The 21104-nt window shown below is 71.3% G+C and carries 23 protein-coding genes; 10 read left to right on the top strand and 13 right to left on the bottom strand.

Annotated features, from left to right (window positions below; translation table 11 throughout):
* Positions 1-2 precede the first annotated feature (2 nt).
* A complete protein-coding gene (locus tag AC4D2E_RS00920; RefSeq protein WP_490951407.1) occupies positions 3-662 on the top strand; it encodes a dihydrofolate reductase family protein in 660 nt (219 codons plus the stop codon).
* Positions 663-686: 24 nt separating this feature from the next.
* On the opposite strand, the gene AC4D2E_RS00915 is transcribed toward AC4D2E_RS00920, so the two are convergent.
* The 7 genes from AC4D2E_RS00915 to AC4D2E_RS00885 form a co-directional block, all read right to left on the bottom strand.
* Complete coding sequence (locus tag AC4D2E_RS00915) at positions 687-1466, bottom strand: enoyl-CoA hydratase/isomerase family protein (RefSeq protein ID WP_490952303.1); 780 nt, start codon at positions 1464-1466, stop codon at positions 687-689.
* 60 nt (positions 1467-1526) lie between these two features.
* Entirely contained in the window at positions 1527-2657 is a 1131-nt protein-coding gene (gene paaE / locus AC4D2E_RS00910) for a 1,2-phenylacetyl-CoA epoxidase subunit PaaE (protein ID WP_104168084.1), read from the bottom strand.
* Positions 2657-3169, bottom strand: coding sequence for a 1,2-phenylacetyl-CoA epoxidase subunit PaaD (gene paaD / locus AC4D2E_RS00905; protein WP_490951406.1), 513 nt, complete (start codon positions 3167-3169; stop codon positions 2657-2659). Before paaD ends, paaE begins: the two co-directional genes overlap by 1 nt.
* A 21-nt stretch (positions 3170-3190) precedes the next feature.
* Positions 3191-4015 carry a 1,2-phenylacetyl-CoA epoxidase subunit PaaC gene (paaC, locus tag AC4D2E_RS00900; protein WP_490951405.1) on the bottom strand — a complete coding sequence of 275 codons (825 nt, stop codon included), beginning with the start codon at positions 4013-4015 and terminating at the stop codon, positions 3191-3193.
* A complete protein-coding gene (gene paaB / locus AC4D2E_RS00895; protein WP_104168081.1) occupies positions 4012-4359 on the bottom strand; it encodes a 1,2-phenylacetyl-CoA epoxidase subunit PaaB in 348 nt (115 codons plus the stop codon). Before paaB ends, paaC begins: the two co-directional genes overlap by 4 nt.
* Positions 4360-5340, bottom strand: coding sequence for a 1,2-phenylacetyl-CoA epoxidase subunit PaaA (gene paaA / locus AC4D2E_RS00890; RefSeq protein WP_490951404.1), 981 nt, complete (start codon positions 5338-5340; stop codon positions 4360-4362).
* Between the two features lie 206 nt (positions 5341-5546).
* Positions 5547-5999 carry a helicase associated domain-containing protein gene (locus tag AC4D2E_RS00885; RefSeq protein ID WP_146067467.1) on the bottom strand — a complete coding sequence of 151 codons (453 nt, stop codon included), beginning with the start codon at positions 5997-5999 and terminating at the stop codon, positions 5547-5549.
* 18 nt (positions 6000-6017) lie between these two features.
* Here AC4D2E_RS00885 and AC4D2E_RS00880 point away from each other — a divergent pair, with 18 nt between their 5' ends.
* The gene (locus tag AC4D2E_RS00880) at positions 6018-6755 is read left to right on the top strand and encodes a TetR/AcrR family transcriptional regulator (protein ID WP_490951403.1); all 738 of its coding nucleotides are present in this window, start codon (positions 6018-6020) and stop codon (positions 6753-6755) included.
* A 208-nt stretch (positions 6756-6963) separates the two neighbouring features.
* A complete protein-coding gene (locus AC4D2E_RS00875; protein WP_490951402.1) occupies positions 6964-7203 on the top strand; it encodes a type IV toxin-antitoxin system AbiEi family antitoxin domain-containing protein in 240 nt (79 codons plus the stop codon).
* 204 nt (positions 7204-7407) lie between these two features.
* On the opposite strand, the gene paaZ is transcribed toward AC4D2E_RS00875, so the two are convergent.
* Genes paaZ through AC4D2E_RS00855 form a run of 4 tightly spaced genes read right to left on the bottom strand, consistent with a single transcriptional unit; the run spans position 7408 to position 12402 of the window.
* Entirely contained in the window at positions 7408-9495 is a 2088-nt protein-coding gene (gene paaZ, locus AC4D2E_RS00870) for a phenylacetic acid degradation bifunctional protein PaaZ (RefSeq protein ID WP_104168076.1), read from the bottom strand.
* 14 nt (positions 9496-9509) lie between these two features.
* A complete protein-coding gene (locus AC4D2E_RS00865) occupies positions 9510-10457 on the bottom strand; it encodes a 3-hydroxyacyl-CoA dehydrogenase family protein (protein WP_490951401.1) in 948 nt (315 codons plus the stop codon).
* A complete protein-coding gene (locus tag AC4D2E_RS00860) occupies positions 10454-11194 on the bottom strand; it encodes an enoyl-CoA hydratase/isomerase family protein (RefSeq protein WP_490951400.1) in 741 nt (246 codons plus the stop codon). The genes AC4D2E_RS00865 and AC4D2E_RS00860 overlap by 4 nt, the downstream gene beginning before the upstream one ends.
* Positions 11194-12402: a thiolase family protein gene (locus AC4D2E_RS00855; RefSeq protein ID WP_490951399.1), complete on the bottom strand. Its 1209-nt coding sequence runs from the start codon at positions 12400-12402 to the stop codon at positions 11194-11196. The genes AC4D2E_RS00860 and AC4D2E_RS00855 overlap by 1 nt, the downstream gene beginning before the upstream one ends.
* A 156-nt stretch (positions 12403-12558) precedes the next feature.
* On the opposite strand from AC4D2E_RS00855, the gene AC4D2E_RS00850 reads away from it, so the two are divergent.
* The 3 genes from AC4D2E_RS00850 (at position 12559) to AC4D2E_RS00840 (ending at position 16284) form a co-directional block, all read left to right on the top strand.
* Positions 12559-14754, top strand: coding sequence for a S9 family peptidase (locus AC4D2E_RS00850; protein ID WP_490951398.1), 2196 nt, complete (start codon positions 12559-12561; stop codon positions 14752-14754).
* Positions 14755-15049: 295 nt separating this feature from the next.
* Positions 15050-15421 carry a hotdog fold thioesterase gene (locus AC4D2E_RS00845; RefSeq protein WP_258069934.1) on the top strand — a complete coding sequence of 124 codons (372 nt, stop codon included), beginning with the start codon at positions 15050-15052 and terminating at the stop codon, positions 15419-15421.
* Positions 15418-16284, top strand: coding sequence for an SGNH/GDSL hydrolase family protein (locus tag AC4D2E_RS00840; protein WP_490951397.1), 867 nt, complete (start codon positions 15418-15420; stop codon positions 16282-16284). The genes AC4D2E_RS00845 and AC4D2E_RS00840 overlap by 4 nt, the downstream gene beginning before the upstream one ends.
* On the opposite strand, the gene AC4D2E_RS00835 is transcribed toward AC4D2E_RS00840, so the two are convergent.
* The gene (locus AC4D2E_RS00835; protein ID WP_490951396.1) at positions 16281-17069 is read right to left on the bottom strand and encodes a tyrosine-protein phosphatase; all 789 of its coding nucleotides are present in this window, start codon (positions 17067-17069) and stop codon (positions 16281-16283) included. The two genes, AC4D2E_RS00840 and AC4D2E_RS00835, sit on opposite strands and share 4 nt — an antisense overlap.
* 106 nt (positions 17070-17175) lie before the next feature.
* Between AC4D2E_RS00835 and AC4D2E_RS00830 the strand changes: the two genes are divergently transcribed.
* From AC4D2E_RS00830 to AC4D2E_RS00815, 4 genes are read left to right on the top strand one after another with little or no spacing between them, the layout of a single operon-like run.
* Complete coding sequence (locus AC4D2E_RS00830; RefSeq protein ID WP_490910039.1) at positions 17176-17613, top strand: VOC family protein; 438 nt, start codon at positions 17176-17178, stop codon at positions 17611-17613.
* 50 nt (positions 17614-17663) lie between these two features.
* Complete coding sequence (locus AC4D2E_RS00825; RefSeq protein ID WP_104168067.1) at positions 17664-18617, top strand: 1,4-dihydroxy-2-naphthoyl-CoA synthase; 954 nt, start codon at positions 17664-17666, stop codon at positions 18615-18617.
* Between the two features lie 7 nt (positions 18618-18624).
* On the top strand, positions 18625-19755 hold the full coding sequence (locus tag AC4D2E_RS00820) for an AMP-binding protein (RefSeq protein ID WP_490951395.1): 1131 nt from the start codon (positions 18625-18627) through the stop codon (positions 19753-19755).
* A gap of 49 nt (positions 19756-19804) precedes the next feature.
* Positions 19805-20689, top strand: a complete 885-nt coding sequence (locus AC4D2E_RS00815; RefSeq protein WP_490951394.1) for a 1,4-dihydroxy-2-naphthoate polyprenyltransferase — start codon at positions 19805-19807, stop codon at positions 20687-20689.
* A 100-nt stretch (positions 20690-20789) separates the two neighbouring features.
* Here AC4D2E_RS00815 and AC4D2E_RS00810 read toward each other — a convergent pair whose 3' ends face one another.
* Positions 20790-21095 (bottom strand): DUF4229 domain-containing protein, encoded by a 306-nt coding sequence (locus tag AC4D2E_RS00810; RefSeq protein ID WP_490910042.1) that lies wholly within the window; start codon positions 21093-21095, stop codon positions 20790-20792.
* Positions 21096-21104 lie beyond the last annotated feature (9 nt).

Below are 21104 nucleotides of genomic sequence, written 5' to 3'. Positions count from 1 at the left end.
CCATGTCCCTCGTCCGTGTCCACAACTTCTCCGTCTCCCTCGACGGCTTCGCCACCGGCGAGGGCCAGACCCTCGAGGCCCCGTTCGGCCATGCGGGCTCACGGCTCATGGAGTGGGCGATCGGGACCCGCACCTTCCGCGCGATGGGCCTCCACGGGGAGGGCCCGGGTTCCTCCGGCGTCGACGATGCCTTCGCCGCCGCGTGGGGACCGGGGATCGGGGTGGAGATCATGGGGCGGAACAAGTTCGGCCCCCACCGCGGCCCCTGGGAGGACGAGGAATGGAAGGGCTGGTGGGGCGGGAACCCTGTCTTCCACACCCCCGTCGTGGTCCTGACGCACCATCCCCGACCGGTCCTCGAGATGGATGGCGGGACGACCTTCCACTTCGTCGACGCCGAGCCCGCCTCCGCACTGGAACAGGCCCGCGGCCTGGCCGGCGGCCTGGACGTCCGGATCGGCGGCGGCGCCATCACGGTCCGGCAGTTCCTCGAGGCCGACCTCATCGATCACCTGCACGTCGTCGTCGTACCGATCGTCCTGGGCAGGGGCGAACGCCTGTGGGACGGCCTCGAAGGACTCGAGGAGCGCTTCGGGATCGAGGCGACCCCCTCCCCGTCGGGGGTCGTGCACCTGGTCCTCACACGCCGCGGGTCCCGGTAGCCGCCGACGGCCGCACCCCGGGGCTCAGGCGCCGAAGCGCGGCGCCCGCTTCTCCCGGAACGCCTCGAGGCCCTCGCGGTAGTCGTCCGATGCCCCGAGCACACCCTGGACGTCGTTCTCGCCGCTGACGGCCTGCCACAGTCCGAGCCGCTCGTCACGGATCCGCGCGACGAGCTGCTTCGAGGCGACGAGCGCCTGCAGCGGACCGGTCGCCGCCCGCGCAGCCTTCGCCCGGGTGAACTCGAGCAGCTCCCCGGCAGGCACGGCGCGGCTGAAGAGTCCGCCGGCCACCGCCTCCGCTCCGGTCATGAGGTCCCCCGTGTACATCAGGTCCAGGGCCCGGTGCGGACCGAGCCGCTCGGTGAACAGCCAGTGCCCGCCGGAGTCCAGTGCCAGCCCGAGGGCGGCGAACGGCGAACCGATCTTCGCGGACTCCGCGACGTACACGACGTCCGTCGCGAGCAGCAGGCCCAGGCCGACGCCGAGGCACGCGCCCTGCGCCGCCGCGAAGGTCGGAGCCGGGAAGTCCGCCATCTTCCGCAGCAGCGGGGTGAGCGTGGCGTCGAGGAACCCGAAGGCGTCGTCGGCCCCGGGTTCGATGGACCCGAGGTCCCGGCCCGCACAGAAGGCGCGCCCCTCCCCGCGCAGCACGAGCGCACGGACGGTGCCGTCGCGCACGCCGGCGGCGGCGTCGTCGTAGGCGTCGGCGAGCTCGGCGAGCGCCTGCTCGTCGACGGCGTTGAGCCGGTACGGCGCGTCCAGCACCACCTCGGCGACCCCGCCGTCGATGCTGAGGCGGATCATGCCGGCGGAGGGTTCACTGCCCGACGGCGTCGCGGTGGAGGGGATGGTCATGGCTGCCTCTCAGGCGTCGTAGTCGACGGCGACGGCGTCGCTCGTGGGGTGGGCCTGGCAGGTGAGGACGAACCCTGCGGCGACCTCGTCGGGTTCGAGCGCGTAGTTCTCCTCCATCGCCACGGTCCCCTGGACGAGCTTCGCCCGGCACGTCCCGCACACCCCGCCGGCGCACGCGAACGGCACGTCGGGGCGCACCCTGAGGGCGGCGTTGAGGATCGACTCGCGGGCGTGGGTGGGGCTCTGCACCGAGCCCTGCAGGCCGTCCAGGTTGAAGGAGATGGTGTAGTTCTCCCCGTTGTCCGCCGCCACCACCGGGCGTCCGTGGCTGCCCTCCGGCCGGGTGGGTTCGCCGGTCGTGAACAGCTCGAAGCGCACCTTCTCCGCGGGCACGCCGCGCTCGGTGAGGAAGTCCCGGCAGAGCTGGACGAGCTCGAACGGTCCGCAGAGGAACCACTCGTCCACGCGGTCGGTGGCGATGACCGTGCCGAGCAGGCCCTCGAGTTTCTCGGCGTCGATCCTGCCCGAGAGCAGGGGCGAGATGCGCTGCTCGCGGGACAGGACGTGGTGCACCGCGAAGCGGGCGGGGTAGCGGTCCTTGAGGTCGGCGAGTTCCTCGAGGAACATCACGTCCATCGCGGCCCGGTTGGCGTAGACGAGGTCGAAGCGTACGTTCGGGCCGCCGGCGAGCATGGACCGGGCGATCGCGATCACCGGGGTGATGCCGGACCCGGCGGCGACGGCGACGAACGAGACGGGCTGCTCCCCCGGCGTCGTGCGCGGGGTGAACTGCCCGAGCGGGCTCATGACCTCGAGGGTGTCCCCCGCCGTCAGGGACTCGTTGACCCAGGTGGAGAAGACACCGCCGAGGTCGCGTTTCACGGCGACGCGCAGCTCCCCGGGGCGCGGGTCGGCGCAGATCGAGTAGCTGCGGCGGACCTCCCGCGGCACGCCGTCGACGTCGAGCGTGGTGCGCAGCGCCACGTACTGCCCGGGGAGGTACCCGAACGCGTCCTGCAGGCGGGGAGGGACGTCGAGGGTGACCTCGACGGCGTCCTCCGTCAGCCGGCGGACGCCGCGCACGGTGAGCGTGTGGAAGGCACTCCGCCGTTTGGTGGAGGGGGCGAGGACAACGGCCATCAGTGCACCTTGAAGTAGTCGAAGGGTTCCCTGCAGTCGTTGCACACGTACAGCGCCTTGCAGGAGGTGGACCCGAAGCGGGTCAGTTCGCGGGTGTTCAGGGACGAGCACTGGGGGCACTTGACGCTCAGGCCGATGCGCACCGGCCCGACGGCGGCCTTGCCCGTGGGTGGCGCGATGCCGTACCGGGCGAGCTTCGCCTTGCCGTCGTCGCTCAGCCAGTCGGTGGTCCAGGCGGGCGCGAGCACGAGCCGGACGGCGACGTCGTCGTAGCCCGCCGCGCGCAGCGCCGAGGTGACGTCGTCGCGGATGGCATCCATCGCCGGGCAGCCCGAGTAGGTGGGGGTGATCGCGACCTCGACCCGTCCCGACGGCGCCACGTGGGCTGCGCGCAGCACCCCGAGGTCCTCGATGGTGAGCACCGGGATCTCCGGGTCGCAGACCGTCGCCGCGACGTCCCAGGCCGCGGCGTCGGGGGCCGCCGAGGGCCGCAGGTCCGCTCCGGTCACCATGGGGACCCCATCAGGACACGCTCACCAGGACGCACCCGGATGCTCGCGGGCGAGGACCTGCATCTCGGCGAGCAGGTACCCGAGGTGCTCGCTGTGGCGCCCGAGGCGTCCGCCCCCGACGGCGCCGGGCACCGCGGGGACCTCGAGCTCGGCCTCGGTGAGGACCGTCCGTACCGCGCTGTCGAAGGACTCGCGGAGCTCGCTCGGGCGCACCCCGGCATCGCCCACCTCGTCGATGAGCGGGTAGTCGGTGAACAGTTCCTCCACATAGGGCCAGTTGAGCCGGAGGCCGGCGATCATCCTGCGGCGCGACTCCTCGGTCCCGAGCGCGAGGCGCAGGACCCACTGGGTGGCGTGGTCCCGGTGGTAGTCCACCTCCTTGACGGCCTTCGCGGCGATCGCGGCGAGGGTCGGGTCGCTCGAGTGGACGAGGCGGGAGTAGAGCTCCCACTGGTAGAGCGCGACGACGAACTGCCGGGCGATGGTGCGGGCGAAGTCCCCGTTGGGCTGCTCCACGAGGTGCACCGAGCGGAACTCGGGCTCGCGGCGGAAGTAGGCGAGGTCGTCCTCGGTCTTGTCCCAGGCGCGGCCGGCGTAGGTCAGGAAGGACCGGGCATGCCCGATCTCATCGAGCGCGATGTTCGCCAGCGCCACGTCCTCCTCGAGTTCGGGCGCCCTGGAGATCCACCAGCCGAGCCGCTGCGCGAGGATCAGGGCGTCGTCGCCCAGCCCCAGTGCGTACCGGGCGACGGCGTCGGCGGGCTTCGCGTCCTGGAGGGCGATGTCCTCGGGCCGCAGCGCATTTCCCGGCGTGATGCGCGTGGCACTGGCGTTCGCCTCGCTCACAGGTGCTTCACTCCCTCGCTCTTCGTGTAGTACGTCGCGTGGCGGTAGTCCTTGCCCTGCGGCGACTCGAAGAAGGCGTCCTTCGCGTCGGGATCGCTCGTGATGATCGCCGACGCAGGGACCACCCACAGGCTCACGCCCTCGTTGCGGCGCGTGTAGAGGTCGCGCGCGTTGCGGACGGCCATCTCGGCGTCGGGCGCATGGAGCGACCCCGCATGCACGTGGGAGAGGCCGCGCGAGGACCGCACGAAGACTTCCCAGAGCGGCCAGGCCGCGCGCTCCTCGTGGAGGCCCGACGACGGCGCCGTCGCGCCGTCGTCGCCCGTCGTCGATCCGCCGGTCACCTAGGCCGCCTTCGTCGTCGTGGGCTTCGCGGCCTGCCGTGCGGCGTAGGCCGAGGCGGCGTCGCGGACCCAGGCGCCCTCCTCGTGGGCCTCCCGGCGTCGCTCCAGGCGCTGCGCGTTGCAGGGACCGCGGCCGGCGAGTACTTCCTTGAACTCGTTCCAGTCGAGGGGTCCGTACAGCCACCGGCCGGTCCCCTCGTCGAAGCGGACGTCCTTGTCCGGCAGGTCGAGTCCGAGGACCTTGATCTGTTCGACCATCATGCCGACGAAGCGGGACCGCAGCTCGTCGTTGGAGAAGCGCTTGATGTTCCACTCCATGGACTTCTGCGAATTGGGGGAATCCTCGTCCGGCGGGCCGAACATCATGAGCGACGGCGCGTACCAGCGGTTGACGGCGTCCTGGGCCATGGAGCGCTGCTCGGGGGTGCCGTTGGCCAGTTCGAGCAGGATCTCGAAGCCCTGCCGCTGGTGGAACGACTCCTCCTTGCAGATGCGGACCATCGCACGCCCGTACGGGCCGTAGGAGGCACGGCAGAGGGGCACCTGGTTGCAGATGGCTGCCCCGTCCACGAGCCAGCCGATGGCCCCGATGTCCGCCCAGGTCAGCACGGGGTAGTTGAAGATGCTCGAGTAGCGCGCCTTGCCGGCGATCAGGTCCTCGGTCATCTTCTCGCGCGGGGTCCCGAGGGTCTCCGCGGCGGAGTACAGGTAGAGTCCGTGGCCGGCCTCATCCTGGACCTTGGCCATGAGCACGGCCTTGCGCTTGAGGGACGGGGCGCGCGTGATCCAGTTCGCCTCCGGCTGCATGCCGATGATCTCGGAGTGCGCATGCTGGGAGATCTGGCGGGTCAGCGACTTGCGGTAGTCGGCGGGCATCCAGTCGCGCGGTTCGATCCGGGAGTCCCGGGCGATGATGTCGTTGAAGACCTTCTCGCCGGCGGCGTCGTGGTCCGCACGGGTGTCGATCGCTGTCGCCGTCATGGTGCCTGCCTCGCTCGTCTGGACGTCCGGTTTAATTACCGACCGTTCGTTCAGTATAGGGAGGGTGCGCGAGGACCGTCAACGGTCGGGGCCGTGCCGGGGACGGCGCCCGCCTGTGCGGCGCGGACGGTGTTCCCGGGACGACGAGGTGTCGGAAGGTGTTCCTGGTCCACGATTCGTGGACGGGGAGCAGCAGAGGGCGGCGGTCAGCCGACCCGGGCCAGCGGCGCGTCCCGGCTGCCCTGGCTGCCGGCCACGATCTCCCGCAGCGCGCGGACGGGTCCGTTCTCCACGGCCCGCGAGGAGAGCTGGGCGTTCATCCAGGCGGCGAGCCGCTTCTCCCCGACGGATGCGGGGGACGAGAGCGATGGCAGCCGGCCCTCGTCCTCGAGGAACTCGGAGATGCTCTCGACCTTCAGCCAGGCGGCCCCGGTGCGCTCGCGCTCGACGGGCTCCTCGGAGAGCACCCCCGCGGCGCAGAGTTTCGCACGATGCGCGGCCGTCAGGCGCCCGGCGCGGGCGGCCTTGCGCTGTTCGTCGAGCCACATGGCCATGCGGTGCTCGCCCGGAGTGGATGCTCTGAATGATGGATCACGGCCCTCGCTGTCACGGAAGGCGATGAGTGCCCGCAGGCGGAGATCCCAGGAGGTCGTTAGCACGGGGAGCGCCCTTTCAGAGTGGAGCAGGTGATAGTAATAAGCCTACTACTTACTAGGCAAGCTAACTATCACCCGTTAAGAGTGATGCCTCGCTCGTCCCCTGCCACTCGACCGCCCGGACCGCCGTGCAAAAATGAGCGCATGACCGTCGATGGATCCCGCCCTGCCGCCACTGCCCGGCGCGGACGCCCCGGCTACGACCAGCAGTCGGTCCTCGCCGTCGCGGTCTCGGCCTTCAACCGGCACGGCTACGAAGCGACGTCGATGGGGATGCTCGCGGAGGAACTCGGCATCAGCAAGTCCGCGATCTACCACCATGTGCCGTCCAAGGGGGATCTCCTGCGGCTGGCCCTCGATCATGCGCTGGGTGGGCTGGAAGCCGTGCTGCAGGATCCGCGGGCGCACACCGGTCCCGCGGATGCCCGGCTCGAGTTCGTGCTGCGGGGGACCGTCGCCGTCCTGACCGAGCGGCTCCCCTTCGTCACGCTGCTGCTGCGGCTTCGCGGCAACACGGAGATCGAGCGTGAGGCGCTGGAGCGCCGCCGGGCCTTCGACCGGGAGGTGGCGGCCCTCGTCGATGCCGCGCGACACGAGGGGTCCATCCGGAAGGACATCGACCCGAGGACCACCACGCGCCTGATCTTCGGCACCATCAACTCGATCGTCGAGTGGTACAAACCGGGCGGGCCCCTGACCGCCGAGAAGCTCTCCGACGACGTCATCCACATGGTGTTCGACGGCCTGCACCGGCGCTGACCGCCTGGCCGCTCCTGCGTCCACTCCCTGTTCCGCTCCGCGGCGACGGTCCTGCCCACTGACGGGCGGTGCTCGGTGGGCATCACGCGTCATGCCCACTCACTCCCGGGGCCCGGTGGGCAGGACGGCGAGGGTCCCGTCCCCTGTGCTCGTCCACATAGGCCGTCCTCATACGGTCACGAGGTCCGGGTGCGGGCAGGGTCCCCTCATGGACCCCCGCACCGCACTGGAAACGCTCGGCGGAGTAGCCCGCAGCAAGACACTCGTCGCGGCCGGCGTCACCCCCTATCGGCTCGGGCAGGCGGTGGATCGGGGGCAGGTACTGCGACCGGTCCGCGGCGTGTATCGCCTGCCCGATCTGTACGTCGACGGCATCCTGGGCATTGAGGCGGACGGACGGCAGTACCACAGCGACCGCCGGGAGTTCGAGGAGGACCGCCGCCGCTAAAATCTGCTCACTACCCGGGGCGTCCCGGTCCTTCGGGTGACCCATGCCCTGCTGACGCGGCAACCGGACGACTTCCTGACGCTCGTACGCGCGGCAATATCGGCACGACAACCCGGGGGCTGCGCGGTCCCGGTGGGCATGGATGCTGCTGCCCACCGGGACCTGCGGGTCGGTGGGCGGCAGCGAATGCGTCCGAGTGGCGGACTACTTCCGCACGAGGGTCAGGACGTCGTAGGTCGCCACGATCTCGTCGTCCTGGTTGTGCAGGACGGCGTCCCACGCGACCTCCCCGTACTCGTCCGTCTCGCGCGGCGTGATGCGCTTGGCCGTCAGGGTCACGCGGATGGAGTCCCCCGCGGCGACCGGCGTGATGAACCGGAGGTTCTCCAGGCCGTAGTTGGCGAGCACCGGCCCGGGCGCGGCATCCACGAACAGGCCTGCGGCCCAGGACAGCAGCAGGTACCCGTGGGCCACGATCCCGGGGAAGAACGGGTTCGCGGCCGCCGCCTCCTCGTCGGTGTGCGCGTAGAAGGTGTCCCCCGTGGTCTGCGCGAAGGCCTCGATGTCCTCCAGCGCCACCCGGCGCAGCCCGGACTTCACGGCGTCCCCGATGCGGAGCGTCGCCAGGTCCTTCCGGAACGGGTGGGTGTCGTCGAACCGGCGGTCCGCCCCGGTGTGCCACTCCCCCGTGATGCTCGTGAGCATGTTCGGCGAGCCCTGCACGGCGGTGCGCTGCATGTGGTGCAGCACCGAACGCATGCCCCCCAGTTCCTCGCCGCCGCCCGCGCGCCCGGGCCCTCCGTGCACGAGGTGCGGGACGGGCGACCCGTGGCCCGTGGAACTGCGGGCGTCCTCACGGTTGAGGATGAGGACGCGGCCGTGGTGCGCGGCGATCCCGAGCACGAGCTCCTGCGCCACCGCGGGGTCGTTGGTGCACACCGTGGCGACGAGGGAACCGGACCCGAGAGCGGCGAGGCGGACGGCGTGCGCGAGGTCGTCGTACCCGATGACGGACGCGACCGGCCCGAACGCCTCCACGGAGTGCAGGGCGCCGGCCTCGACGTCCTTCCAGGTGAGCAGCACCGGCGCCATGAACGCGCCGTCGGGTGCTTTCCCGGACGTGTTGTCGGCGAGCACGACGTCGGGCGCGTCCAGTGAGCCGAACGCCAGGGAGGCCCCGCCGTCGAGCAGTTCGCGGACGGCGTCCTGCACGCCCTCGAGCTGTGCGAGGGACGCGAGCGCGCCCATGGTGACGCCGTCGGCCCGTGGGTCGCCCAGCGTCACCCGCTCGCGGATGCGGTCGCCGGCGGCACGCACGACGTCGTCGACCAGGTTCTCCGGCACGATGGACCGGCGGATGCTCGTGCACTTCTGGCCGGCCTTGACCGTCATCTCGGTGACGAGGGACTTGATGAAGGCCTCGAACTCCGGGGTGCCCGGCACGGCGTCCGGTCCGAGGATGGCGGCGTTGAGGGAATCGGTCTCGCACGTGAAGCGGACGCCACCGCGCTCGACCGACGGGTGGGACTTGAGGTGATTGGCGGTGGACGCCGAGCCGGTGAAGGACACGAGGTCGCGGTAGTCGAGGTGGTCGAGGATGTCGCGGGCCGGCCCCGAGACGAGTTGCAGGGACCCTTCGGGGAGGATGGCGGAGCCGATGATGAGCTTCACGACGGCGGCCGTCAGGAACCCGGTAGGCGTCGCGGGCTTCACGATCGTGGGAACGCCGGCGAGGAACGCGGGGGCGAGCTTCTCGAGCATGCCCCACACCGGGAAGTTGAACGCGTTGATCTGCACCGCGACACCCGGGATGCGCGTGTGGATGTGCGTGCCGAGGAAGGATCCGTCCTTCGACAGCACCTCGGGTGGGCCGTCCACGATCACGTGCGAGTTCGGCAGCTCGCGGCGTCCCTTCGACCCGAACGTGAAGAGCACGCCGATCCCGCCGTCGATGTCCACCATCGAGTCGACCCTCGTGGCGCCGGTCTTCGCCGACAGCTCGTACAGCGGCTCGCGCTGCGCGTTCAGGTACTGCGCGAGCTCCTTGAGCTTCAGCGCGCGTTCGTGGAAGGTGAACCGGCCGAGGGCCGTCTGGCCCGTGGTGCGCGCGAAGCGGACGGCGGCGGCGGTGTCGATTCCGGCCGTGCTGACGAGGGCGAGGTCCTCGCCGGTGCTGGCGTCGCGCACCACGGTGCCGTCGCCCTCCGCAGCGGTCCGGTCGGGGGTCCACCAGCCGTCCTCAAGGAAGCTGGGGACGACGTCGATCTGTACTCGTTCCGGGGCGGTTGTCATGGTCCGCTCGCCTTTCACTGGTGCTGCCGGGATGGGTTCTGGTCGGTGGCGGCCGACGGCGGGGCGTCGTCCCAGGCGAAGAAGCCCCGTCCGCTCTTGCGGCCGAGTTCGCCGCGTGCCACCTTCTCGCGGAGGATCGCGGGCGGGCTGAAGCGGGGGCCGAGCGTGGCTTCGAGGTACTCGGCGATGCCGAGGCGGACGTCGAGGCCCACGAGATCCGTGGTGCGCAGCGGGCCCACGGGGTGCCGGTAGCCGAGGACCATCGCGGCGTCGATGTCCTCCGCCGTCGCGACGCCCTCCTCGAGCATGCGCATCGCCTCCAGGGCGATGGCCACGCCGAGCCGCGAGCTCGCGAACCCGGGGGAATCGCGGACGACGACGGGCGTCTTGCCGAGCGCTGCCACCCAGGACCGGGCGGCCTCCTCGAGCTCGGCGGAGGTCTCCGTGCCGAGGACCACCTCGATCAGGGCCGACGCCGGGACGGGGTTGAAGAAGTGGAGCCCGCAGAAACGGAAGGGTCGCTGGAGGGCGCCCGCCAGTGCGTCGACGGAGAGGGAGGAGGTGTTCGTGGCGAGCCAGGCGCCGTCGTCGAGCACGTCCTCGACGGCGCGGAGCGCCTGCCGCTTCAGGGCGGGGTCCTCCGGCACGGCCTCCACCACGAGCCCGCATCCGGCGAAGTCCGCGTAGTCCGTGGACACGGCGATCCTGGCCCCGAGGTCGGCGAGCGGGGCCGTCGTCGTCCCTCGTCCGACGCTGTTCGCGAGGGCCCGGGTGACGCGGCCGAGGCCGGCCTCCGCGGCGGCGTCGTCCCGTTCGACGACGACGACGCTCGACCCGGCGAGGCAGAACGCGTGGGCGATGCCCGCGCCCATCCGGCCGCCGCCGAGGACGCCGACCCGCACGGGGAGGCCGGTGGGCCTGCTCGTGGGCGTGCCGGGGTCGCTGGTGGGGTCGCTGCTCATGAGCCCTTCTTCCGGTCGAGGAATCGCTGCATGCGGTCGAACTTCGCGTCGGACTCGAAGAGGACGGCCTGCGCCAGCTGGTCGATCATCGGGTGCGCGTCCCGGGGTGCGTGGAAGACGCTCTTGGTGATGCGGACGGCGAGCGGGTCCTGCCGCGCGATGCGGTCGGCGAGCGCGTGGGCCGCCGGCAGGAGGTCCTCGGGTGCGTGGATCTCCGTGATGAGGCGCGCGGCAAGGGCCTCCTCGGCGGAGAGGATGCGCCCGGCGAGCAGGATCTCCAGGGCGAGGGGCTCCCCCACCAGCTCCTTCAGCCGCCACGTGGCGCCGGCGGCGGGGAGGATCCCGAGGCCGGTCTCCGGGTTGCCGATCCTCAGGCGCGGCGTCCCGAGGCGGAAGTCCGCCGCGAACGCGAGTTCGGCGCCTCCGCCGAGCGCGAACCCGTCGAGCGCCGCGATGACGGGCACGGGCAGTGAGGCGATGCGCGCGAAGAGCGTCGAGTTGATGCCGGCCAGGGCGTCGTCGCGGCGGCGCTCGCGCAGCTCGGCGATGTCGGCGCCCGAGGCGAAGACGCCGTCGGACCCGGTGAGGATGAGCGTGCGCGGGGACCCCTCGAGGTCCTGGCACACGGCGTGCAGCTCGTCGACCATCCGGCGGTCGATCGCGTTGCGGGCCTCCGGCCGGTGCAGTTCGACGACGAGGCGGCCGGGTGCGTCGGTGAGCTTCAGCGACGACGGCATCAGACGGCCTCGACGAGCAGGGCGGTGCCCTGACCGACGCCGACGCACATGGTCGCGAGGCCCAGGCGCCGGGACGGGCCGGCGAGTTCGCGCTCGAGCCTGCCGAGCAGGGTGACGGCGATCCGGGCGCCCGAGGACCCGAGGGGGTGGCCGAGCGCGATCGCCCCGCCGTCGCGGTTCACGATCTCCTCGTCGAGCCCGAGTCGGCGGATACACGCGAGCGACTGGGTCGCGAACGCCTCGTTGAGCTCGACGGCGCCGAGCTCCGCGACGGTGAGGCCGGTGCGCTCGAGCACCTTCTGCGTGGCCGGCACCGGGCCGATGCCCATGATCTCCGGCGGGACGCCCGCGGAGGCGCCGTCGAGGATCCGGGCACGCGGCGTCAGCCCGTACCGCTCGATCGCCGCCTCCGAGGCGACGATGACGGCGGAGGCGCCGTCGTTCAGGGAGCTCGAGTTGCCGGCGGTGACGATGCCGTCCGGGCGGACCACGGGACGGAGTCCTGCGAGGACCTCGAGGGTCGTGTCGGCCCGCGGGCCCTCGTCGGTGTCCACGGAGAAGGACGTCCTGCCGCGGTTCACCTGCACGGGGACGATCTCGTCCGAGAAGCGCCCGGCGTCGATGGCCGCGAGGGCCCGCTGGTGGGACCGGAGCGCGAAGGCGTCGGCGTCGTCGCGCGTGATGCGGTCCAGCGTCGCCAGTTCCTCCGCCGTCTCGGGCATCGAGTAGGTGACCTTGTCGCGGGCGGCGAGCAGCGGGTTGGTGAAGCGCCATCCGATGGAGGTGTCCACGACGGCGCCGGGCTTCGCGAACGCCTTCGCGGGCTTCTCCATGACCCACGGCGCACGGCTCATGGACTCGACCCCGCCGGCGATGACGACGTCCGCGGCCCCGGCCCTGACCATGTGGGACGCCATGATGATGGCCGACAGACCCGAGGCGCAGAGCCGGTTGACGGTGATGCCGGGCACGCTGTCGGGGAACCCCGCGAGGAGGGACGCGAGCCGTGCGACGTTGCGGTTCTCCTCCCCCGCACCGTTGGCGTTGCCGAGGATCACCTCGTCCACAGTGGCCGGGTCGAGGCCGGCGCGCTGCACGACGGCGGAGAGCACGAGCGCCGCGAGGTCGTCCGGGCGGATGCTCGAGAGGGCCCCGCCGTACCGCCCCACGGGGGTGCGGACACCACCCACCAGGAAAGCCTCGGCCATGTTCGTCTCCCTCGTCGTCGTGGTGGGCCCGCTCCGGTCGAACGAATTACCGAACGTTCGTTCTGTAAAGGCCTGCTCCAGAATTGCACGGCCGCCCAGCACGGTCAACCGGCCGGGGCGGCGGGGCGGCGGACCGGCAGTGGCAAGATGGAAGCCATGACCGCTGACGCCACCGTGACCGAGATCCCCCTCCCCTCGCCCGCCCGGAAAGTGCCCTCCGAGCGCACCCACCACGGGGACACGTTCGTCGACCACTACGAGTGGATGCGCGACAAGGAGAGCCCGGAGCTGATCGAGCACCTGAAGCGCGAGAACGCCTACACCGAGGCCGTCACCCGCAGCCAGGAGCCGCTGCGCGAGGCCATCTTCGGCGAGATCAGGGACCGGACGCAGGAGACGGACCTGTCCGTCCCTGCCCGGAAGAAGGGGTGGTGGTACTACTCGCGCACCGAGGAGGGCAAGCAGTACGGCATCCAGTGCCGGGTGGCCGCCGAGGACACCGGCGATCTCAGCCGCGACTGGACGCCGCCCGTGGTGGTCCCCGGGCAGCCTGTCCCCGGCGAGCAGATCATGCTCGACGGCAACGAACTCGCCGAGGGCAAGCCGTTCTTCTCCCTCGGCGGCCTGTCCGTCACCGAGGACGGCACGCTGCTCGCCTACAGCGAGGACAACGCCGGCGACGAGCGCTTCACGCTGCGCATCAAAAACCTCGGGACCGGGGAACTGCTGCCGGACGCCGTGCCGAACGTCTTCTACGGCCTGGCCTTCTCCCCGGACGGCGCGCGGGTCTACTACACCGTCGTCGACGACTCCTGGCGCCCCTACCAGGTGCGCGCGCACACGCTGGGCACGCCCGTCGAGGAGGACGACGTCGTGTTCCAGGAGGACGACGTGGCCCTGTGGACCGGCTTCGAGGTGTCCGCGGACCGCACGCAGCTGCTCATCAGCATCGGGTGCTCCGAGTACAGCGAGTACCGCGTCCTGGACCTCGCCACGCCGGAGCGGGGGCTGACCACGCTGCTCTCCCGCGACGAGCGCATCCTGTACGACGCCGAGCCCGTGACCGTCGACGGCGCACCGTACTACCTGCTCACGCACGACCGCGACGCGAAGAACTCGATGGTGAGCCTGGTGGCGGCTGGCGAGTTCGCCAAACCGCTCGCCGAGCAGGCGTGGACGACGGTCGTCGCGCACGACGACGCCGTCCGCGTCGAGGGTGCCACCGTCACCCGCACCCACCTCGTCCTGTCGGTGCGCAAGGACACCATCGAGCGCGTGCAGGTCCTGCCCCTGGCGGGTCTCGGGACGCCGGCGCAGGGCGTGCCGGCGGAACCCGGCTTCGACGAGGAGCTGTTCACGAGCAACCTCGCCAACGCCGAGTTCGACTCCCCGATCATCCGCCTCTCCTACACCTCCTACCTCACGCCGCCGCGCGTCTACGACTACATGCTGGAGGACGGCGCGCTGGAGCTGCGGAAGGAGACCGAGGTGCGCGGCGGCTACGACCCCGCCGACTACGTCGCCGAACGGCACTGGGCGCCGGCCGCGGACGGCACGCTGATCCCGCTGTCCGTGATCCGCCGCGCGGACCTCGCCCGGGACGGGTCCAACCCGGCCCTGATCTACGCGTACGGCAGCTACGAGGTCAGCATGGACCCGGCGTTCTCCATCGCCCGGCTCTCCCTGCTGGACCGGGGCATCGTCTTCGTCGTCGCGCACATCCGCGGCGGCGGCGAGATGGGCCGCAGCTGGTACGAGCAGGGCAAGAAGCTCGCCAAAAAGAACACGTTCACGGACTTCGTGGACGCCACGACCTACCTCGGCACCTCTGGATGGGTGGACGCCGGCCGGGTCGCGGCGATGGGCGGGTCCGCGGGAGGGCTGCTCATGGGCGCCGTCGCGAACCTCGCCCCGGAGAAGTACCGGGCGATCGTGGCGCAGGTGCCCTTCGTGGACGCCCTCACGACGATCCTCGACCCGGAGTTGCCGCTCTCCGCGCTCGAGTGGGAGGAATGGGGCAACCCGATCACGGACCCGGCGGTGTACCGGTACATGAAGGAGTACACGCCCTACGAGAGCGTGCGCCCCGTGCCCTATCCGCGCATCGCCGCGGTGACGAGCTTCAACGACACGCGGGTGCTCTACGTGGAGCCCGCGAAGTGGGTGGCCCAGCTGCGCGAGACCACCACGGGCACCGAACCGATCGTGCTGAAGACCGAGATGGACGGCGGCCACGGCGGCGCCAGCGGCCGCTATTCGCGCTGGCGCGACATCGCCTGGGACTACGCGTTCGCCGCGGACGCGGTGGGCGCGACGGCGGTGCCGGCCCGCTCGACGAGCTCCGTCGAGTAGATGACGGGCTCCGGGTGCGAGCCCGGGGCCTCGATCTCCTCGGGGAGCATCGTCCCCGCCCGGACGGCCATCCCGACCATGGGCTGCGTGATCGTGGTGAGGGGTGTCGGCGCCGTGTCCCACGGCCGGCCGATGAGGATGATGGGGAGGCTGTCGAACGGGAGCGCTGCTGGAGGCGGGGCCGCGCGGCGCTAGAGTGGCGGACGACCCACGAACCCGGACCCAGGAGCAGCACGCCGTGACGCATGAACCCCTACCGCCCTGGACCATCACCCTCGGAGAGCTGGACGAGCGGATGGGAGTCGCCATCGTCGAACAGTCGGTCGAGCGGGTGGTCGCGACCATGCCCGTCGAGGGGAACCGCCAGTCCTTCGGGCTCCTCCACGGCGGTGCGTCCCTCGCCGTGGGTGAGGCCGTGGGGTCCTGGGCTGCCGTGATCCACGCGTCCACCCTCGGCAGGACGGCGGTAGGCGTCGATGTGTCCGCGACCCACCACCGGAGCGTGAGGGACGGCACCGTCACCGTCACCGCGACGCCGATCCACCTCGGCCGGACCCTCACCACGCACGAGGTGCTGATCACCGACGACGCCGGTCGGCGCCTGTGCACGCTGCGCATCACGAACCTGCTGCTGGACCGCCCGATCCCCGGTACCGTGAGCCCATGAACCTCGCACAGCACTCCACCGGGATCCGGCCCAGGCTCGTCGCCCTCGCCGCGGCTGCCGCGGCAGCCCTGATCGGGGGCACCGCCGGCCCCGTGGCGGCCGCCCCGCCAACACCGCTGTCCTATGTGGCGCTCGGGGACTCGTACGCCTCGGGGTTCGGCGCCGGGTCGTACGTGAATGCGTGCGGCCAGACGCCCCTCGGGCTGCCCGGGATCCTCGACACGAAGAAGCAGGTGGATCTGGTGGCCGACGCCACCTGCGCCGGCGCCACGGTGGCCGTGGAGCCCGGCGGCGCCCTGGACCTGCCGGAGCAGGTGGCACGCGCCGTCGCCTCGGGCGCCCTCTCCCCGTCCACGGACCTCGTCACCGTCTCCGCGGGCGGCAACGATGCGGGCTTCGGGCAGGTCGCCGGAGTGTGTGCCACCCGTCCCACCGCGGAGTGCGAGCAGTTCATCGCCGTCCAGAACGCCACGGCCCTGCCGGCGCTCGATCGCGCCCTCGACGCGCTGTACGGCACCATCGGTTCCGCGGCACCCTGTGCAACCGTGGTGGTTACCGGCTATCCGCATCTTTTCTCCCCCGAGGAGGAGACGCCCGTCCTCCTGCCCGTCGCCTCGCAGACCGCATTCAACGAGGGCACGGACGCCGTGAACACCGTGATCAGGAGCCGGGCCGAGGCGCACGGCTTCACGTTCGTGGACCTGGTGCAGAAGTTCGAAGGGCACGGGCTCGGCTCCACGGACCCCTGGATCACCTTCGAGCCCGGCGCCGCCGACAACCTGCACCCTACTGCCGAGGGCTACCGGTCCGGCTACTTCCCCGCCGTGCGCAGCTCCGTGAACTTCTCGCAGCTCCAGCGCTAGCCGGGCCAGGACGGGTGCGTCAGGCGTGCCTTCAGGGCGGCGAGTTCCGTCGCCGTCAGGCCGGCGTCGCGGAGGTAGCGCACGGCGTCGAACGATGACAGCAGGTCCTCGAGCTGCCTCCCTGCGCGCGTGAGCCACACCGCGAGTTCGTCCTCCGTCCTCGGCGTCTCGCGCGGCGTCTCCTGGCCGCGGTACCGCTCATTCATGGCGGTGACGGCCCGCGCGTAGTCGGCGCTGATCGCCGCGGGCCCTATTCCCGCCGCGCTGAGCAGCAGGGCGACCACGAGTCCCGTACGGTCCCTCCCGGCGGCGCAATGGATCACCACTCCCCCGGCGGGAGCCGTCACGAACGCGCGGGCCACGCGGGCGAACTTCTCCGGCCATCGCCTGAGGTTCTCGTCGTAGTGCTCCGGCGAGCTGAGATACGGCCCGCAGAGCGCCATGTATTCCTCGTCCGACGGGTCCTCCGTCGGGAGGTTGAGGAGAACGAACCGCTCGACGGCGCGCGGGCCGACGAGCGGGTCCGTTCCCCGGCGGCCGAGCTCGGAAGGGTGCCGCAGATCGACGACGGTCCGGACGCCCTGCTCCCAGGCCTGACGCCACCCCGCCTCCGTGAGCCACTCGCTCCGGCCCATCCGGTAGAGCCTGCCCGGCTGGATGGATCCTTCGATACCCCCGAGGTCCCGTGCGTTCACCGCGCCCTCCCACGGGGCGTCTGGTGCCGCCGGTCCGGGGGCAGGGGCATCGACCGTGAGGTCGTTTCCGGAGAGCGGAACGGCGTCCATGGCCGAAAGCGTAGCAATCCCCCGGCACGCAGGCCGGGCCGCCGACGCGAGGCGGTGCGATCCCACGACCCTTCCCATCCTGCGCCGGAGGTCCTAGCCTTCCGTCATGCCTTTCTCCATCCAGGTCTCGATCGACTGCAGGGATCCCCACGCCCAGGCGGACTGGTGGGCGGAGACGCTCGACTGGGTCGTCGAACCGACCGACGAGGCGTTCCTCGACCGGATGATCGCGGAGGGTTACGCGCGGGAGTCGGACGTCATCACGCACAACGGCACGCGCGTCTGGAAGGACGGCACCGCCATCTGCCGGGCGGACGACGTCGGCCGCCCGGGCCGCGAGCGCATCCTCTTCCAGCCGGTGCCCGAACCGAAGATCACCAAGAATCGCGTACATCTCGACGTCAACCTGGCCGGCGCCGACCGCGATGCCCAGCGGGCGCGGCTCGAGGCGCGGGGTGCGCGGTACGTGGAGCAGCACTCCCAGGGCCCGCACGCCTGGTACGTCATGCTCGATCCCGAGGGCAACGAGTTCTGCATCGCCTGACGGGCGAGGGCCGCGGCACCCGGCCGGGCCCGCGCCGCTAGACTCGACGGGTGACTTCAGAGCTCCCCGCCAAGGTATCCGACATCTTCGACCCCACCCGCTGGCGGGTCGTCACGGGCTTCGAGGAGTTCACGGACCTCACGTACCACCGCCAGGTGGAGCGCGACGCCGACGGCGGGATCGTCCGCGACCTGCCCACCGTGAGGATCGCCTTCGACCGCCCCGAGGTACGCAACGCGTTCCGGCCCGGGACCGTCGACGAGCTCTACCGGGCCCTCGACCACGCCCGCATGACGCCCGACGTCGCCACCGTCCTGCTCACGGGCAACGGGCCCAGCCCGCGCGACGGCGGCCACTCGTTCTGTTCGGGCGGCGACCAACGGATCCGTGGCCGCGACGGCTATCGGTACGCGGAGGGCGAGACGAGGGAGACGATCGACCCGGCGCGGGCCGGGCGGCTCCACATCCTCGAGGTGCAACGGCTGATCCGCACCATGCCGAAGGTGGTCATCGCCGTCGTCAACGGGTGGGCCGCCGGCGGTGGGCACAGCCTGCACGTCGTCGCGGACCTGACCATCGCCTCGGCGCAGCACGGCAGGTTCAAGCAGACGGACGCCACCGTGGGCAGCTTCGACGCCGGCTACGGCTCCGCCCTCCTGGCCCGGCAGATCGGCCAGAAGAAGGCGCGGGAGATCTTCTTCCTCGCCCGCGAATATTCCGCGCGGGACATGGTGGAGATGGGCGCGGTCAACGAGGCCGTCGACCATGCGGAACTCGAGGTGACCGCCCTCGCGTACGCCGCGGACATCGCCCGCCAGAGCCCGCAGGCCCTCAGAATGCTCAAGTTCGCCTTCAACCTCGCGGACGACGGCCTCGCCGGCCAGCAGGTCTTCGCAGGTGAGGCGACCCGCCTCGCCTACATGACGGATGAGGCGGTGGAGGGCAAGGAGGCGTTCCTCGAGAAGCGCTCTCCGGACTGGTCCTCCTTCCCCTACTACTTTTAGGAGCGGCGTGGAACTCCTCCCCGTGCACACCCCCGAGGGCTTCGACGCCCTCGGACTGCTCAAGCCCCTCGCCGCTGCCCTCGCCGGTGAAGGTCCAGCCGTCGCCCCGCATGTGATGCCCGATCAGGTGTTCTCCGGGGAACTGCCCAACGACGACATCGCGGCGGTCATCAGCACCTCGGGATCGACCGGGACCCCCAAGCAGACCATGCTCAGTGTCGACGCGCTCGCGGCCTCGGCCATGGGCACCGCGTTCGCCCTGAAGGCGGAGGGCCAGTGGCTCCTCACGCTGCCGGTGCACTACGTCGCGGGCTTCCAGGTCCTCGTACGCTCCCTGTATGCCGGGACGCAGCCCTGGGTCATGGACACCTCCGCGGGGTTCACGCCGCAGGCCTTCACCGACGCCGCAGCCGAGCTGACCGACCGCGTACGGTTCACCTCCCTGGTTCCCACGCAGCTCCACCGATTGCTGGCCGGCCCGTCGGCCGAGACGCTCCGCCTCCTGCGGCGCTTCGACGCCATTCTGCTCGGCGGAGCGCCGGCCGGGGCGTCCCTGCGGTCCCTCGCCCGCAGCCAGGACCTGAAGATCGTCGAGACCTACGGCATGAGCGAGACCTGCGGCGGGTGCGTCTACGACGGGACGCCGCTGGACGGCGTCGAGCTCCGCTCGGTGGAGGGCCGCCTGCGCATCGGCGGCCCGGTCCTCGCCGACGGATATCTCGACGCACCAGGGACCACCGAGGAGAAGTTCGTCTTCAATTCCGGTCAGCGCTGGTTCGTGACCGACGACGCCGGAGAAGTGGCGACGGACGGCTCCGTGACGGTGCACGGCCGGCTCGACGACGTCATCATCACCGGTGCCCTGAAGGTCTCGGCGACGAGGGTCTCCGACGTCATCCAGGCCCTGCCCGGCGTCGAACAGGCCATGGTGCTCGGGATCCGCAGCGAGGAGTGGGGCACGGCTGTCGCCGCGGCGATCGTCGGCGATGTCGACGCCGACGTCATCCGGCAGGCCGTCCACGTCGAACTGGGGGCGCACGCCGTTCCCAAGGCCATCGTGACGCTCGACGCCCTTCCCCTGCTCCCGGGCGGGAAGCCCGATCGCCGGACCATCCATACGCTCCTCGAACGCGCCTAGGCGTTCGACGGACACCCCGCACCACCTACCCGACCTGAAGGACTGACCCGTGGCGACTGCCGCCCAGTGGCTCGAAGGAGCCCGCCCCCGCACCCTGCCGATGGCCTTCGCCCCCGTGATCGTCGGAAGCGCTGCCGCCGTCGGGCTCGGTTCCTTCAAGCCCCTCCATGCGACGCTCGCGTTGATCGTCTCGGTACTGCTGCAGGTCGGCGTGAACTATGCCAACGACTACTCGGACGGCATCCGCGGCACGGACGACGTCCGGGTGGGTCCGCTGCGCCTGACGGGGTCGGGCGCGGCCCGGCCCCGGCAGGTGAAGCTCGCCGCGTTCGCCTGCTTCGGTCTCGCCGTGCTCGCCGGGCTGGTCCTGATCGTGCTGTCGCAGGCGTGGTTCCTGCTGCTCGTCGGCGCGGGCTGCATCGCCGCCGCGTGGGGCTACACGGGCGGCAAGAACCCGTACGGCTATCTCGGGCTGGGCGACGTGTTCGTCTTCGTGTTCTTCGGACTGGTGGCGACCCTCGGCACCACGTTCACGCAGGCGGGTGGGCTCAGTGCGGCTGCGTGGATCGGCTCAGTGAGCACGGGACTGATCGCCACGGCCCTGCTGATGGCCAACAACGTCCGGGACATCCCGACCGACACCGCCGTGGGGAAGAAGACCCTGGCCGTGAGGCTCGGCGACAAGGCCGCGCGGGTCGGCTACGTGGTGATGCTCGCCGCCGCCGTCCTGCTGCCGCTGTTGCTGAGCGGCGAGTACCCGTGGATGCTGCTGGTCCTGCTGCTCGTCCCGGCCTGCCTCGTGCCGAGCCGCCTGATGCTCACGGGCACCCAGCGCATGAGCCTGATCCCCGTCCTCAAGCAGACGGGGCTGATCAGCCTGGCGTTCAGCATCCTGTTCGCGGCGGGCATCGTGATCACGCGGGCCCTCGCCTAGCAGTCGTCCCGATCACGACGGCGCCACCACGACCCTCGGCATCACGCGGGTCACACGGCATCAGGGTGCGGCGGGCGGTCGGCTCGACGGGCGTGTTCGCTCAGGCGGCGTCGCGGCGGGGCTTTCGATCGGCGTTGACGGGCGTATTGGGGTCCAGTGCGTCCTCGGCGGCGGCGTCGTCGAGCTCGACGGCCGTCCGGACCGGAGGGGCGCCCGGTGCCATGCGGCGCTGCAGGGTGGCCGCGGCGGCATCCCTGAGATCCCGGGCGAACAGGTAGGTCACGCACCACGCGAGGACGGCGGCCACGACCGCCGAGAGGAAGAGCCCGAGCCCCAGCAGGACGCACGCCACATAGAAGACGACGATCAGGAGCAGTCGGAGGGCGGTGAATTTGAGGAAGGCCACTCTCCGAGT

The sequence above is a fragment of the Arthrobacter sp. TJ-265 genome (assembly GCF_058269135.1).
The sequence above is the reverse complement of the archived record's forward strand: the minus strand, read 5'-3'. Positions and strand labels throughout refer to the sequence as shown.